Source organism: Methanothermobacter marburgensis str. Marburg, from assembly GCF_000145295.1.
Taxonomy (GTDB): Archaea; Methanobacteriota; Methanobacteria; order Methanobacteriales; family Methanothermobacteraceae; genus Methanothermobacter; species Methanothermobacter marburgensis.
On record NC_014408.1, the window covers coordinates 754574 to 770223 of the forward strand.

The 15650-nt window shown below is 50.1% G+C and carries 12 protein-coding genes; 10 read left to right on the plus strand and 2 right to left on the minus strand.

Going from position 1 to position 15650, the window contains the following annotated elements; genetic code table 11:
• Position 1 precedes the first annotated feature (1 nt).
• Together MTBMA_RS08875 and uvrC are read right to left on the minus strand one after the other, a co-directional pair.
• Positions 2-718 (minus strand): ATP-binding response regulator, encoded by a 717-nt coding sequence (locus MTBMA_RS08875; RefSeq protein WP_013295655.1) that lies wholly within the window; start codon positions 716-718, stop codon positions 2-4.
• 150 nt (positions 719-868) lie between these two features.
• The gene (gene uvrC / locus MTBMA_RS04115; protein WP_013295656.1) at positions 869-2608 is read right to left on the minus strand and encodes an excinuclease ABC subunit UvrC; all 1740 of its coding nucleotides are present in this window, start codon (positions 2606-2608) and stop codon (positions 869-871) included.
• Between the two features lie 212 nt (positions 2609-2820).
• On the opposite strand from uvrC, the gene uvrB reads away from it, so the two are divergent.
• The 10 genes from uvrB (at position 2821) to MTBMA_RS09205 (ending at position 15459) form a co-directional block, all read left to right on the plus strand.
• The gene (gene uvrB / locus MTBMA_RS04120; RefSeq protein WP_048901192.1) at positions 2821-4767 is read left to right on the plus strand and encodes an excinuclease ABC subunit UvrB; all 1947 of its coding nucleotides are present in this window, start codon (positions 2821-2823) and stop codon (positions 4765-4767) included.
• A gap of 39 nt (positions 4768-4806) precedes the next feature.
• Positions 4807-7674, plus strand: a complete 2868-nt coding sequence (uvrA, locus tag MTBMA_RS04125) for an excinuclease ABC subunit UvrA (RefSeq protein WP_013295658.1) — start codon at positions 4807-4809, stop codon at positions 7672-7674.
• A 197-nt stretch (positions 7675-7871) separates the two neighbouring features.
• On the plus strand, positions 7872-8900 hold the full coding sequence (locus tag MTBMA_RS04130) for a sensor histidine kinase (RefSeq protein ID WP_013295659.1): 1029 nt from the start codon (positions 7872-7874) through the stop codon (positions 8898-8900).
• Positions 8900-9334, plus strand: a complete 435-nt coding sequence (locus MTBMA_RS04135) for a response regulator (RefSeq protein ID WP_013295660.1) — start codon at positions 8900-8902, stop codon at positions 9332-9334. Before MTBMA_RS04130 ends, MTBMA_RS04135 begins: the two co-directional genes overlap by 1 nt.
• Before the next feature lie 30 nt (positions 9335-9364).
• Positions 9365-11116, plus strand: coding sequence for a histidine kinase dimerization/phosphoacceptor domain -containing protein (locus MTBMA_RS04140; protein ID WP_013295661.1), 1752 nt, complete (start codon positions 9365-9367; stop codon positions 11114-11116).
• A gap of 258 nt (positions 11117-11374) precedes the next feature.
• A complete protein-coding gene (locus MTBMA_RS04145; RefSeq protein WP_013295662.1) occupies positions 11375-12208 on the plus strand; it encodes a methanogen output domain 1-containing protein in 834 nt (277 codons plus the stop codon).
• 83 nt (positions 12209-12291) lie between these two features.
• The gene (locus MTBMA_RS04150) at positions 12292-13380 is read left to right on the plus strand and encodes a DUF763 domain-containing protein (protein WP_013295663.1); all 1089 of its coding nucleotides are present in this window, start codon (positions 12292-12294) and stop codon (positions 13378-13380) included.
• A 109-nt stretch (positions 13381-13489) separates the two neighbouring features.
• On the plus strand, positions 13490-14581 hold the full coding sequence (locus tag MTBMA_RS04155; RefSeq protein WP_013295664.1) for a glycosyltransferase family 4 protein: 1092 nt from the start codon (positions 13490-13492) through the stop codon (positions 14579-14581).
• 241 nt (positions 14582-14822) lie between these two features.
• The gene (locus MTBMA_RS09200; RefSeq protein WP_238523407.1) at positions 14823-14963 is read left to right on the plus strand and encodes a hypothetical protein; all 141 of its coding nucleotides are present in this window, start codon (positions 14823-14825) and stop codon (positions 14961-14963) included.
• Positions 14964-15084: 121 nt separating this feature from the next.
• Positions 15085-15459: an ATP-binding protein gene (locus MTBMA_RS09205; RefSeq protein ID WP_238523408.1), complete on the plus strand. Its 375-nt coding sequence runs from the start codon at positions 15085-15087 to the stop codon at positions 15457-15459.
• Positions 15460-15650 lie beyond the last annotated feature (191 nt).

Consider the following 15650-nt stretch of genomic DNA (forward strand, 5'->3'; position numbering starts at 1 on the left):
ATTATCTGGAGGAGGTTCTTCTCGGTTGTTGTCTCAATGTGGTGGAGTGTATCTCAAAATGATGCTTTTTCCCCCTCACATCAACAAATTCGATTTCAAAGGTTTTGTGCTCATGGTTCATGAGGTTAAGAATCTTCTCAAGGACCTCCCTTGATAGGAAACCCTTCCTCTCGAGGATGGAAAGTTTCTTACCCCTTAGCTTCTTTCTATCAAGCCCTGTTAACTCCTCTACGTTTCTGTTTGCAAAGAGTATCCTTGAGTCAGAGTCCAGGAGGATTATGGGGTCGGGTGATGTTTCAAGGAGTGCCCTGTACCGTTCCTCACTTTCGCGGAGTTTACTGTCCATTCTGTGTTTATATAGGGCCACCTCGATTGCACTGTGAAGCTCACGGTCCTCAAAGGGCTTTATTATATACCCGAAGGGCCCTGTGAGTTTCGCACGGCTCAGGGTCTTTTCATCAGAGTATGCTGTAAGGTAAACAACGGGTATATTCATCTCCTCTCTTATGACCTCTGCCGCCTCTATCCCGTCCATTTCACCCTTAAGCACTATATCCATGAGTATAAGGTCAGGTTTCTCCTCACGGGCAAGTTTTATTGCCTCCTCACCTGAGGCTGCCATGCCAACCACACGGTAGCCGAGGCCCTCGGCCCGGTGCTTGATGTCCATGGCCACTATACTCTCATCTTCCACAACGAGCAAACTTGTAGGCGACATTCAATCCTCCCTGGATATCATCCATCCCCCGCATTAAGGTTCACACAGTCAATAAGTATTATGTAAGGGTCACTATAAATAATTTGCTGGAAAATTCCGTTATCACCCCATAAAACACTTCCGAACTGCAGAAAACCCTATGGGGGGGATTCAGCCATTATCACCCCTTCTGAAGTGTCTGTATATTCTCTCTGCCACCGGGCGGTTCATGCCCCTTACCGCTGCAAGTTCCTCCACACTGGCATTCCCTATACCCTCAACACTTCCAAAGTGCTCCAGGAGGGCCCTCTTCCTCCTGGGACCAACACCCCTTATACCGTCAAGTTCTGACTCAAGGGATTTTCTGTCCCTGATCCTCCGGTGGTATTCAACTGCAAACCTGTGGGCCTCGTCACGGAGGTGCCTGAGCAGCTGAAGGGCGCCATCTGACACCTCAACTGGCTCTGAAAGGCCCGGAAGGTATACATCCTCCTCCCTCTTTGCTATACCCACAAGAGGCAGATCCACACCACATGACCTGAGGGCATCCAGTGCTGCTGAGAGCTGCCCCTTACCCCCGTCAATCAGTACAAGGTCCGGTTTTTCAGTTTCATCACCGGAGTACCTCCTCATGACGAGTTCCCTCATCATGGCATAGTCATCCGGGCCCATGGTCCTTATACGGTAGCGGCGGTACATTCCAGGGGCGGGTTTACCATCCAGGAAGACGGCGACTGAACCTGTTGCGTGTTCACCACCAATATTGGATATGTCAAGGCCCTCAATCCGTCTGGGAATGGAGGGGAGCTTGAGTTCACCCTTAAGTTCAAGGAGCGCATCCTTCACCTTACCCTTCTGTTGGAGGATGACGGAGGCGTTCTTCCAGGCGATGTTCAGGAGTCTCCTGCCTGAGCCCCCCTCTGGTGAATGTATCCTGACCTCACCACCCCTGAGCTCAGAGAGCCACTCTGCTATGACCTCATCCCCTACCGGGTACTGCACCAGGATCTCTGAGGGGATATAACGGGGGATTGCATAATACTGCTTGAGGAAGGACTCAAGGATCTCCCTCCTATCTGCTGAGCCCCTCAGCATGAAGTCGTCCTTCCCTGTGATCTTACCGTCACGGATCTGCAGAACCACAACGACGGAGTTATCACCACTTGTCTCCAGGGCCACTATGTCCTGGTCAATGGAGTCTGTGAAGGCCGCATACTGCCTCTCCATAACCTCACGTATTGATTCAATCTGGTCCCGGATAACCGCGGCCCTCTCGAATTCCAGCTTTTCTGAGGCATCGCGCATCTCAGCCTCAAGAGCCTCAATAACCTCCCGGTACCGGCCCTGGAAGAAGAGGTCAACCCTTTCGATGATCTCAAGGTAGTCCTCCCTGCTTATCCCACCATCGCAGGGGGCATGGCAGAGGTCTATCTGGCTGTTGAGGCAGGGCCCATCCATCCTTCTGCAGCTTCTGATTTTGAAGAGGGACTTTATGAACTTCAGGGTCTTCCTCACGGAACCGGTATCGGTGAATGGCCCGTAATACCTTGCACTGTCGCCCCCGATGGTCCTTGTTATGATTACGCGGGGGTATTCCTCATCTGTTATCTTTATGAATGGGTACCTCTTATCATCCTTGAGGCGGACGTTGTAGGGGGGCCTGTACCTCTTTATTAGGTTGGATTCAAGGATGAGGGCCTCCTTTTCATTCTCTGTGAGGATGTACTCTATGCTGTCAAGGTGCCTCATCATTACCCTGAGGCGGGGGTTCTCGTGTTCCCTGAAGTAGGATGCGACCCTCTTCCTTATTGAGACCGATTTTCCAACGTAGAGGACCCTGTCGTTTTCATCACGGAATATGTAAACGCCTGTCCTGTCTGGAAGTTTCCCTGGATCCCTTACCCTTGTCAACGTATCATCCCTTTAACATTCTAAAAGTGCATCTGTATACCGGCTATCGTCCCTTCTAACTGCAGGGGTATACCGTCGATGTATCATTCCTTTAACATCCTAAGACTGCAGATGTATACTTGATGTATCACTCTTCTAACTGCAAAGGTATATATAATGTGACCTGAAAATATATTTTCACCATAAATCGAGTTTCTCATTTTAAGTGATTTGTGATGAAATTTAAACTGGTATCAGATTACAGACCCCTCGGGGATCAGCCAAAGGCGATAAGGTCCCTCGTTGAGGGTATAAACGCGGGGATGAGGGAACAGACCCTTCTGGGGGTCACAGGGTCAGGTAAGACCTTCACCATCGCCAATGTCATCGAGGAGGTCCAGAAACCAACGCTGGTCATATCCCACAACAAGACACTGGCTGCGCAGCTCTACGAGGAGTTCAGGGAGTTCTTCCCTGATAACGCGGTGGAGTACTTCGTGAGCTACTATGACTTCTACCAGCCAGAGGCCTACATACCACAGACAGACACCTACATAGACAAGGAGGCCTCAATAAACGATGAGATAGACCGGATGAGACACTCGGCCACCCAGGCACTCCTATCCAGGGACGACGTTATAGTGGTATCCAGTGTATCCTGCATCTACGGCATAGGGGCCCCCGCAGATTACGGTGAGTTCACCCTCCACCTTGAGGTGGGCTCCTCCATAGGGAGGGAGGAGATCCTCTCAAGCCTTGTCAGCATGCAGTACGAGAGGAACGACGTGGAATTCGACAGGGGCCAGTTCAGGGTCCGCGGCGACACCATAGAGATAAACCCCATCCACGGAACACCACCAATCAGGATAGAGCTGTTCGGGGACGAGGTGGACTCCATATCAACCGTCCACAGGGTAACAGGTAAGAGGCTCCAGAAACTGGACCGCATAACGGTATTCCCTGCCAAGCACTTCGTGATCCCTGAGGACAGACTCCAGAGGGCCATAGAGTCGATAGAGGAGGAACTTGAGGATCGACTAAGGGAACTCAGGGCCCAGAATAAACTCCTTGAGGCCCAGCGCCTGGAGCAGAGGACGAGATTTGATATTGAAATGCTGCGGGAGATGGGATACTGCCAGGGCATAGAGAACTACTCAATGCACCTCAGCGGCAGGAAGTGGGGTGAGAAACCCAACACCCTCCTTGACTACTTCCCCGATGACTTCCTGACGGTCATTGACGAATCACATGTGACCGTCCCCCAGATAAGGGGCATGTACAATGGTGACCGGGCAAGGAAGGAGACACTCGTTGAGTACGGCTTCAGACTCCCCAGTGCAAAGGAGAACCGTCCGCTACGCTTCGACGAATTCCAGGAGAGCATAAACCAGGTGATCTATGTATCTGCAACCCCGGGTAAATATGAGCTCTCCAGGAGCCAGAACATCGTTGAACAGATCATAAGGCCCACTGGCCTCGTGGACCCGGAGGTCAGGATCCGGCCTGTTAAGGGACAGGTTGACGACCTCCTCTCTGAGATAAGAAGGAGGGTTGAACTTGGCCAGAGGGTTCTCGTAACCACCCTCACCAAGAGGATGGCAGAGGACCTCACCGACTATTATTCACGGGTTGGTGTGAGGGTGAGGTACCTCCACTCAGAGATAGATACCCTTGAGCGTGTTGAGATCATAGACGACCTCAGACGTGGCGAATTCGACTGCCTGGTGGGTGTGAACCTCCTCAGGGAGGGCCTGGACCTACCGGAGGTTTCACTGGTGGCGATCCTCGACGCCGACAGGGAGGGCTTCCTCAGATCAGAGACCTCCCTCATACAGACAATCGGGAGGGCCGCCAGGAACGTCAACGGCCAGGTGCTGATATACGCCGACAGACTCACAGATGCGGTGAAAGCAGCGGTTGAGACCACCAACAGGCGAAGAAAGCTCCAGATGGAGTACAACCGCAGGCACGGTATAAAGCCAAGGAGCACAAGAAGGACCCTCAGGGAGAAGAAGGAGAAAGAGGAGATTAAGGCTGAGGAGATACCCCGGGATGAACTTGAAGTCATAATAAAGGACCTTGAGGCCGAGATGCGTGAGGCCGCAAGGAACCTGGAATTCGAGAGGGCCGCGAGACTCAGGGACCAGATAATGTCCCTTAAGGGGTCCTCATCAAAATAAAACCGAACTTTATATGAATAAGTGGAGATTCTGAGAGTTATGAGTGGAAAGATAGTTATTAAGGGTGCAAGGGAACACAACCTCCAGAACATTGACCTTGAACTCCCAAGGGATAAATTCATCGTTATAACAGGTATAAGCGGGTCAGGGAAGTCCTCCCTGGCCTTTGACACCATATACGCTGAGGGCCAGCGGAGATACGTTGAGTCCCTCTCAGCCTATGCAAGGCAGTTCCTGGGGCAGATGAAGAAGCCCGAGGTGGACTACATAGAGGGCCTCTCCCCTGCGATATCCATAGACCAGAAGACCACGAGGGTCAACCCCCGTTCAACCGTGGGGACCATAACAGAGATCTACGACTACCTCCGGCTCCTCTTTGCAAGGATAGGTAAACCCCACTGCTACCTCTGCGGAAGGGAGATAGAGCAGCAGACATCAACCCAGATAGTGGACCGTATAATGGAGGACGATGAGGGCACAAGGATCATCATACTGGCACCGGTGGTGAGGGACAGGAAGGGCGAGCACCAGAGGGTTTTTGAGAGGCTCAGGGAACAGGGATTCGTAAGGGTCAGGGTTGATGGTGAAATAAGGGACCTTGACGAGGAATTCAATCTTGACAGAAACCGGAAACACTCGGTTGATGTGGTGGTGGACCGCCTTGCTGTTAGAAAGGACACTGAATTCAGGAAGAGGCTCGCGGACTCTGTTGAAACAGCCCTGGAGATGGGTGAGGGTACACTCCGGGTTCTCTACCATGACACCGGCCATGAGAGGGTCTACAGTGAACACTTCGCCTGCCCTGACTGCGGCATAAACTTTGAGGAGATAAGCCCGAGGATGTTCTCATTCAACAGCCCCCATGGGGCATGTCCAGAGTGCAATGGGCTTGGAAGCAAACTTGAGATCGACCCTGACCTCGTCGTACCCTACCCTGAGCGATCCATAAATGAGGGGGCCATAGTCCCATGGAGCAGGTCAGGTAAGAGGGACAACTACTACCACCAGATGCTGAGGGCTGTTGCAGAGCACTACGGCTTCAGCCTGGACACCCCCTTCGGTGAACTGGACGAGGAACACAGGAGGGCCATCCTCTACGGGACAGATGAGAAGATCCAGTTCGTATTCCAGCGTAAAAACAGAACCTACCGTGCTAACAGGCGCTTCGAGGGTGTTATACCCAGGATGGAAAGGATCTACATGGAGACCAAGTCCAACTACATGAGGACCTACATAGGTAAATTCATGAGCAACCATGCATGCCCGGTCTGTAAGGGGAGCAGGTTGAGACCGGAGAGTCTCTCGGTCACTGTGGGTGGAAAATCAATACATGATGTTGTTGAAATGTCGGTTAGCGAGGCCCACAGCTTCTTTGAGGGCCTTGAACTCACCGGGAGGGAGGAGTACATCGCAAGGGAGATACTCAAGGAGATACGTGAGAGGCTACGGTTTCTGATTGACGTGGGCCTGGACTACCTTACACTTTCAAGGTCCTCAGGCACACTCTCAGGTGGCGAGGCCCAGAGGATAAGGCTTGCAACCCAGATTGGATCGGGCCTCGTGGGGGTACTCTACATCCTGGACGAGCCCAGCATAGGCCTCCACCAGCGGGATAACATGAGGCTGATTGAGACACTCAAGAGACTCAGGGACCTGGGGAACACCCTGATAGTGGTTGAACACGACGAGGAAACCATACTCTCCGCTGACCACGTGGTTGACATTGGACCCGGTGCCGGGGAACACGGTGGACACGTGGTTGCAGAGGGGACACCCCAGGAGATAATGGAGGACCCGGCATCCCTCACAGGGGCGTATCTATCGGGCCGGGAAACAATACCTGTACCCAAATTCAGGAGGGCTCATTCAGGGAAGTACCTCACGGTGAGGGGGGCCAGGGCCAACAACCTCAAGGACATCGATGTGAGGATCCCCCTGGGTGTCTTCACCTGCGTCACCGGCGTATCAGGTTCAGGTAAGAGTACACTGGTCAACGAGATACTCTACAGGGGGGTCTATGAGAGGCTCCACCATAAGCACATGAATGCAGGTGAGCACACCGACATCGAGGGCCTTGAGCACATCGACAAGGTTGTGATGATAGACCAGTCACCAATCGGTAGAACACCAAGATCAAACCCCGCCACCTATACAGGTGTATTCACCCATATAAGGGAACTCTTCGCCCAGACCCCCGAGGCAAAGAAGAGGGGCTACAGGCCAGGCAGGTTCAGTTTCAACGTCAAGGGGGGCCGCTGCGAGGCCTGCAGTGGTGACGGGATAATCAAAATAGAGATGCACTTCCTTGCAGACGTCTATGTCCCATGCGAGGTCTGCAGGGGAAGGAGGTACAATGAGGAGACCCTTGAGGTAAGATACAGGGGTAAGAACATAGCAGAGGTCCTTGATATGACCGTGGAGGAGGCCCTCGAGTTCTTTGAGAGCATACCCCAGGTGAGGAAGAAGCTGCAGACACTCTATGACGTGGGCCTTGGCTACATAAAGCTGGGTCAGCCAGCCACAACACTATCAGGTGGTGAGGCCCAGAGGGTCAAACTGGCAAAGGAACTTGGGAGGAAGAGCACCGGAAAAACGCTCTACATCCTTGATGAGCCAACCACAGGACTCCACTTCGATGACATCAAGAAACTCCTCAATGTCCTGGGAAGGCTTGTGGACGCAGGTAACACAGCCGTTGTGATAGAACACAACCTTGATGTTATAAAGTCTGCGGACCACATCATAGACCTTGGACCTGAGGGAGGTGACAGGGGAGGCCTTGTGGTTGCTGAGGGTACACCAGAGGAGGTTGCTAACTCAGGAACGCACACTGGCAGATTCCTCAGGGACGTCCTCAGCGGGGTGCAGAATGAGAGTGTCCCCGTGGGACAGGACACCGGAAAGTAGCGGGTTTGCCTGCTCTCAGTGATCAGTTTCCCGGTTAATTCTTCACCGGGTCTTTTTTAAACCACATACCCCTTCCATATTCTTTATCGTAAGATAAAGGTGTTTTACTCTACTTATTGTAAGATAAAAGTGTTTCACTCCACTCCTTTAAAGGAAATTTTTTATATGATCATCCCCATAAATTTTATGTGGTTATCATGAAATACCGTGAAGACCTTCTGATGATGATTGCAGCGGCAGTTATGATGTTATCCTTCAACTGGATACATGGAATTTTTCTGATTTTACCTCTCATCGCAATCCCAAAACCCTCAGGAAGGGTAATTAAATGGGCTCTTTTTGCTTTTGCAGTATTCACGGCTTTACTCATAATTCAGCCAATGACACGCGCAGTTGGATTCAACATATCAGATGAACTCTTCAGGATAGTCCTCCTGATGCTCTTCACAGTAATGATCGCACTACTCATTGAGAGGATTGAGAAGGTCCGCTCCCTAAGAGAACTGAACAGGGAACTGGCAAAAAAGGCCGCAGAACTTGAGGATGCCAATAAGGAACTGGAGGCATTTGCATACTCAGTCTCACATGACCTCCGCGTCCCTTTAAGGGCCATCGACGGGTTCTCAAGGATACTTGTTGAGGACTATGAGGATAAACTTGATGATGATGGTCTCAGGGTCATTGGAATAATCAGGGAGAACACAAAGAAGATGGGGCAGCTCATCGACGACATCCTCCTCCTATCAAGGGCTGGAAGGCAGGAGATTAACCCTGTGACTCTGGACATGAGGGAACTTGCAGAGTCAACCTACCGGGAACTTGCCTCACAGGAGGAGGGAAGGGTCATAGAGTTTTCGGTGGAGGACCTCCCCCCTGCAATGGCAGACAGGGTCCTAATGGGGCAGGTGATGGGTAACCTCCTCTCAAACGCCATAAAATTCACAAGGGACAGGAACCCAGCAAGGATTGAGGTGGGATACATGGACGGGGGCGATGAGCACATCTACTATGTCAGGGATAACGGGGCAGGATTTGACATGAAGTATGTGGGAAAACTCTTTGGACTCTTCCAGAGACTCCACAGTCAGGAGGAATTTGAGGGAACCGGCGTGGGCCTCTCAATAGTCCAGAGGATAATAAAGAGGCATGGAGGAAGAGTCTGGGGTGAAGGTGAGGTTGATGCCGGCGCAACAATATACTTCACATTACCAAAGGCGGTGGGATAATGACAGATACAGATATACTCCTTGTTGAGGACAACCCGACAGACGCTGAACTGACAATAAGGGCACTGAAGAAAAACAACCTTGCAAACAAGCTCCACTGGGTCAAGGATGGTGCAGAGGCCCTTGACTACATATTTGCAAGGGGATCCTACTCTGAGAGGGACCCTGATAATCTCCCGAAGCTCATACTCCTTGACCTCAGGATGCCCAAGGTTGATGGGCTTGAGGTTCTCCAGGAGATTAAGAGAAATGAAAGCACATCCAGAATCCCGGTGGTGGTTTTGACTTCATCCAAGGAGGACCGGGATATAGTTGAGAGCTACAAGCTTGGGGTTAACAGCTACGTGAGCAAACCCGTGGAATTCGATGAATTCATAAACGCGGTTTCAACCCTGGGATTCTACTGGATGATCATAAATCAGCCACCTGAGTAGTTCGCATGGTGTATATTCAGAGGATTTCCAATGTCAGAAAAGGTTAAGGTGCTGATCCTTGAGGACGTCCCCCTTGACGCTGAACTTGTCATAAGGGAGCTTGAGAGGGATGGTATAGACTTCCAACATCTCACAGTTGACAGTGAGGACTCCTTCAGAAGGGCCCTTGAGGAATTCCAGCCAGACATCATCCTGGCCGACCATGCCCTCCCCGACTTTGACGGTGTATCAGCCCTGAGGATAGTGAGGGAGAGAGATAATATCCCCTTCATATTCGTGAGTGGAAAGATTGGGGAGGAATTTGCCGTTGAGATGCTGAAGGCGGGGGCAACAGATTACGTACTCAAAAATAACCTTTCAAAGTTACCCCTGGCTTTCAGGAGGGCCCTTCAGGAAGCAGAAGAGGAGAGAAAGGTCCGGGAGGCTCAGAGGGCCCTTGAAGAGAGTGAAAGGAAATATAGGGCCCTCTTTGAGAAATCAGGTAACCCAATATTAATATGTTCACCCGAAGGCACAATACTTGACGTTAACCCTGCTGCAGCGGGATTCCTCAAATCATTTGCTGATGATATAACCGGCAGAAACATCAGTGAATGGATCAGTGAGGAGGACTTTAAAAGGCTCATGGGGGACTGCGAGGGTGGCCCTATGAAGTTCACAGTGGGTCTACGGGGCCGCACCCTCGACGTATCCGTAACAGCGGTTGAGGTGGATGATGAAAAGCTTATTTACTTGATGGGCAAGGATATCACGGTCCAGAAGAGGATTGAAAAGGAACTTAAGGCCAGCAAGGAGGAGTACAGGGTAATATTTGAGAATACAGGTACCCTCACAATTATCTGTGGCAGTGATATGGTGATAGAGCTTGCAAACAGTGCCTTTGAAAGGTTTTCTGGTTACAGCAAGGGGGAAATACAGGGTTACATGAAGCTCACGGACTTTGTGGATCCCTCTGATGCAGGGCGTATAGAGGCATACCACAGACTAATGTCAGTTAACCCTGATGCCATACCGAAGAACTTTGAGCTCACACTCAAAAACAGGAGGGGTGAGGAGAGGAACTTCTTTGCAACGACGGTTACCATCCCTGGGAGCAAGAAGTGCCTTCTATCCCTCATGGATATAACCCATAAGAAGTCGGTTGAGAAGCGCCTTCGAGAATCCCTTAAGGAGAAGGAGCTGCTCCTCAGGGAGATACACCACAGGGTCAAGAACAACCTCCAGATAATATCAACCCTCCTGATGCTGCAGGCATCCATCACAGGGGACCCCCGACTGCGGGAACTCTACATGGACAGCCAGCACAGGATAGAGGCCATATCGCTCATACATGAAAAGCTCTACGAGTCAAGGGACCTATCACGGGTCAACCTCAGGGACTACATCAAGACACTTCTCAGTGACCTCCTTGACTCATACGGTGCAGATAGAAGTGAGATAGATGTGAGAATCCGCGTGGATGATGTGATGCTTAACATCGAAACAGCAATTCCCTGTGGCCTCATAATAAATGAACTTGTAACCAACAGTATAAAGTACGCATTCCCTGATGATGGAGGCGAAATTACCGTGGAGGTTCACAGAAATGGTGGCCGTTACACCCTCATCGTTTCAGATAACGGTGTGGGCCTGCCAGAGGACCTTGACCTTGAGAATATCAGCACCCTGGGTCTAAGGATTGTGAGAAACCTTGTGGATCAGATAAATGGTGAACTCAAGATAGAGAGGCCCGCCAGGTTCACGGTGAAATTCCGTGAGGTTGAGTACAGTAAGAGGTTTTAGGTTCAGGATGACTATCAGATTCCGGTAACAATTCATCCTTCAAATCAGGTACAGTAAGAGGTTCAGGTTTAAATGATTATCAGGTCCCGGTAATTCATCCTTCAAATCAGGTACAGTAAGTGGTTTCAGGTTCCAGATGTGCTTGCTTTTAAACTGCCACAGGCGGCTTAAAGGTCAGATTTCACATCAAATTTTAAGTTTCAGTGATTCCAGAATGACTGAGGATCATCTGAATTAAAAAGATCTTGGGGAGATTTTATGGCAAGAATTCTTGTTGTTGAGGACGAGGCCATAGTGGCAATGGGTATAAGACACAAACTTGAGACAATGGGCCATGAGGTGGTGGATACCGTCTCAACAGGCAGGGACGCCATAAGGGCAAGTAAGATACATGAACCAGACCTTGTCCTCATGGATATAGTTCTCAAGGGTGAAATGGACGGAATAGAGGCCGCAAAGGAGATAAGGGACCGCTTCAACATCCCCATAATCTACCTCACAGCCTACGCCGATGAGGAGATGCTGGCACGTGCAAAGATAACAGAGCCCTACGGGTACATTGTGAAACCCTTCAAATCGTCTGAACTCAACGCCAACATTGAGATGGCGATATACCGGCACAGGTCTGCAATGAGGGAAATGGAACTCATGAGGAAGAGGATAATCTCAGACTTCTACAACTTCATCCTCAATGCAATGCCCTCACCAGATGCCGATAGGGATGAAATCAGGGAATTGCTATCAAGGATATTCAGGGATAGGATCATATCTGAACTTAAACCTGGATTTGAATCATCTATGGGGGAATCCCCCTACGAGGACCCGCTTGAGGCATACCTTGCATGGGTTGCAGATGTATTTGAGAACTTCACTATCAGGGTGGGCTTTCTTGAGGATGATGAGAATGTCTACGTTGAATTCGAGAACTGCCCATGGATTGATGATGCAGGGAAGAACCCTGGATTCTGCCTCAACTGTGAGGCCATTCTCAAGCTGAGCTGGGACTGGAGTGGACTTCCTGGTGATTTCAGGGCACTTGATCACATTGCTGATGGATCAGAGAGGTGCCTCTTCAGGTTCAGCGTGAAGTAATCGTTTCACTGGACTCGAAAACCATATACCCCACACAAACCTTTCAAAGGTTCAGCGTTAAATAATCTTTTCAGTGGTCTGGAATGAGGAGAACGGGTATCGCAAACCTACCCCTCCATGGGGGTCATCCACCTGCCTGGCTCATGAGGAGGATGGTCAAACTCTCAGGTGCCATAGCTGAGGTTATAATTGAGGAGTACGGGACCTCTGAGTTCATATCGAGGATCTCGGACCCCTTCTGGTTTCAGGCCTTCTCCTGCACCATCGGATTTGACTGGCACTCATCAGGGACAACAACAACTACTTGCGGGGCCCTAAAATCTGCACTTGACCCTGAAAGGCATGGTATACTGGTTGCAGGTGGTAAGGGAAGGACGTCCCGCAGGACACCGGGGGAACTTGAGGCTGCAGGGAAACTCTTTGACCTGGATTCCTCGCAACTGGTTTATTCCAGCAGGATAGCTGCCAGGGTGGATGGTAACTGTATACAGGACGGTTTCAGCCTCTACCAGCACACCTTCCTTGTTGACGCCGATGGTGAGTGGGCTGTTGTACAGCAGGGACTCAACCCTGATGGAGGATATGCCAGGAGGTACCACTGGCTTGGTTCAGGGGTTGGGGATTATGTTGACTCACCCCACAGTGGGATATCATCGGATAGGACCATGGGGAAGGTCCTTGACATGACCTCACCCACAAGCAGCGGCGCCCGTGAAGTTAGTGTTGACATCGTCTGCGATGACCCCTCACACCTCAGGGGTTACCTAACAGGACAGCGGACACTCTTTGACTTCAATGTACTTGACATGCCAGGACACCATGAGGTTCTACCTGTGGACCTCACAGAGAGGGACATGGCTGTCCTTGAAAGGGCATATGAGATCCAGCCTGGAAACTATGAGGAACTTGTCATGATTGATGGCCTCGGGGCCAAAAAGATCAGGGCCCTGGCCCTTGTTGCTGACCTCGTATACGGTGAGGAGGTAAGCTGGAGGGATCCTGTGAAATACAGCTATGCACATGGCGGCAAGGACGGATACCCCTACCCCGTGGATAGGGATACATATGACAGCACAGTGAATTATCTTAAGGGTGCTCTTGAGGAGGCTAGAATTGACAGAAGGGATCGCCTTAGGGCACTTGAGTCACTTGAAAGATTCTTGAGGGTTTAGTTTTTTTCATTTTCAGGGTTTAGGTTTTGATGTTCGTCTTCTCAGTAAGTTTTAAGTTTTACTCCAGAAAGATTATATTATTCACTGTTATGACCTATGAGGTGATGGTTTGGTTCAGCGAGTTCTTGTGATTTCAAACATGTATCCAGGTAAGGAAAATGTATCCTTCGGTAGTTTCATCAGGGTCCACGTGGATGCATTCAAACGTTACACGGATGTTGAACAGTTCGTTGTTGCAAACACAGATCAGAGGAAGGGTAAGGGTAGGCTGATATGCAAGTACAGCTCCCTGCTGATTAGATCCATATGGTCTTCCATTTCAAAGAGGTTCGATGTGATCCATGCACATTATGCCTTCCCCACTGGCTTCATAGGGTTAATATGTCACTGGATAACCAGAAAACCCCTGGTCATAACTGTCCACGGCGGCGATATTAACAATCTTGCAAAAAGGAATCGTCTTCTCTTTAAGATCACGGCTTTTGTCCTCAGAAGGGCAGCTGCAGTTATAGCTGTAAGCACGGACATAAGGAATAAACTCGTGACAGAATTCAACGTTGATAAGGATAGGGTTCATATAATAAATATGGGGGTCAACAGAGAAATTTTCCGGCCAATGGAGAAGAGTGAAACCCGCGAAAAACTTGGTCTAAATAATGATAAAAGGATAATCCTGTTTGTTGGTAACATTATACCCCGAAAGGGGGTTCTGTATCTCCTTGAAGCCATGAGGAACGTTGATGCGGGTGATGTTCAGTGCATAGTTCTGGGGGCCCCTGTGGATACAGGATACATGAATAGGCTTACAGAAATCGCTGATTCACTGGATGCTGATGTGAGGTTCATGGAACCTGTGCCATACGAGGAGGTCGCCCTCTGGATGAACGCGGCTGATATTTTTGTTCTACCCTCCCTTGAGGAACCCTTTGGTCTTGTGGCCCTTGAAGCCCTTGCCTGTGGAACCCCAACCATTGCAACATTGGTTGGAGGTCTCAGGGAATTTGTAAGGGACTCTGAGACAGGCTACAGTGTACCGCCCATGGATTCTGCTGCAATTGCAGAGAAGATAAACCATATCCTTGACCCTGATAACAGAGAGGAGGTTGAGGCGATCAGAGAGAGGGGCCTTGCAGTGGCAGATTCCTTCAGCACAGAGAAGCAGGTGAGGCGGATACTTGAAGTTTACAGGGAGGTTTCATAGATCTCCCTCTGATAATTTATATCAGGTTATTTCATTCTGAAATTAGTGATATGTTTGTTTTTTAGCTGTCTTCTTTGTTTTTGTGTGATTCTATCCTGAAGATCTTTCGCTGCCATATTCACAGGAATTTAAAGAGAAAAATTTTTATTACTTTTCCGGATTTCATATGCTTATAAGTAATACTTGGATTTTTTTAGTAATTATTAAATACCCTGCTGAGATACACCCAGATGGTGATAGGTTGGATACAGCATACTTTCCGTTTACAGCAATCACAGGCCAGGAGATGCTGAAGGAGGCCCTCGTCCTCAACGCAGTAAACCCTGCAATAGGAGGCGTCCTGATACGGGGGATAAGGGTACAGGAAAGTCAACTGCAGTAAGGGCCCTGAGTGACATTCTTCCTGAAGAAACATCGTGGATGGCTGCAGGTTCGGATGTGACCCTGATGGATCTGAACTATGATGGAGTGCCAGAAAAAACAAGATGCATGGGAAGCTTCAGGTGAGGTCCGCGAAAATGGAGGTTGTCGACCTTCCTGTTTCGGCAACAGAGGACATGGTGGTGGGAACCCTTGATATAAGGAGGGCGCTCCATGAGGGAATAAAGGCCCTTGAGCCAGGATTACTTGCAAGGGCCAATGGAAACATCCTCTACATCGACGAGGTCAACCTCCTCGATGACCATGTGGTCAACGTTTTACTTGACGCAGCAGCCATGGGTGTGAACATAGTTGAACGTGAGGGCATATCTGTGAGACACCCCTCAAGGTTCATACTTGCAGGTACCATGAACCTCGAGGACCTCAGGCCCCAGATAATTGACAGGTTCGGTTTAAGTGTGGATGTGGAGGCCCTCACTGACCCAATGAGAGGATAAATGTCATAAAGCAGGCACTTGATTTCCAGAGGACCCTGAGGACAACCACATCCTGAAGCACAACCTTGAGGACGGAACTGTGAAGGTTCCCGCAAGGATATTTGGACCGGTGCCATTGGAGTATGCAAGCACACTAACCCGAAATCATCGATGACGGAAGCTGGAACTCTGAGGATGAACTTGCATCCACC

Excerpts from the sequence above, each read along its gene's own strand:
- MTBMA_RS08875 (WP_013295655.1), bottom strand. The coding sequence starts at position 718 with ATGTCGCCTACAAGTTTGCTCGTTGTGGAAGATGAGAGTATAGTGGCC.
- uvrA (WP_013295658.1), top strand. The coding sequence starts at position 4,807 with ATGAGTGGAAAGATAGTTATTAAGGGTGCAAGGGAACACAACCTCCAG.
- MTBMA_RS04130 (WP_013295659.1), top strand. The coding sequence starts at position 7,872 with ATGAAATACCGTGAAGACCTTCTGATGATGATTGCAGCGGCAGTTATG.
- MTBMA_RS04135 (WP_013295660.1), top strand. The coding sequence starts at position 8,900 with ATGACAGATACAGATATACTCCTTGTTGAGGACAACCCGACAGACGCT.
- MTBMA_RS04140 (WP_013295661.1), top strand. The coding sequence starts at position 9,365 with ATGTCAGAAAAGGTTAAGGTGCTGATCCTTGAGGACGTCCCCCTTGAC.
- MTBMA_RS04145 (WP_013295662.1), top strand. The coding sequence starts at position 11,375 with ATGGCAAGAATTCTTGTTGTTGAGGACGAGGCCATAGTGGCAATGGGT.
- MTBMA_RS04150 (WP_013295663.1), top strand. The coding sequence starts at position 12,292 with ATGAGGAGAACGGGTATCGCAAACCTACCCCTCCATGGGGGTCATCCA.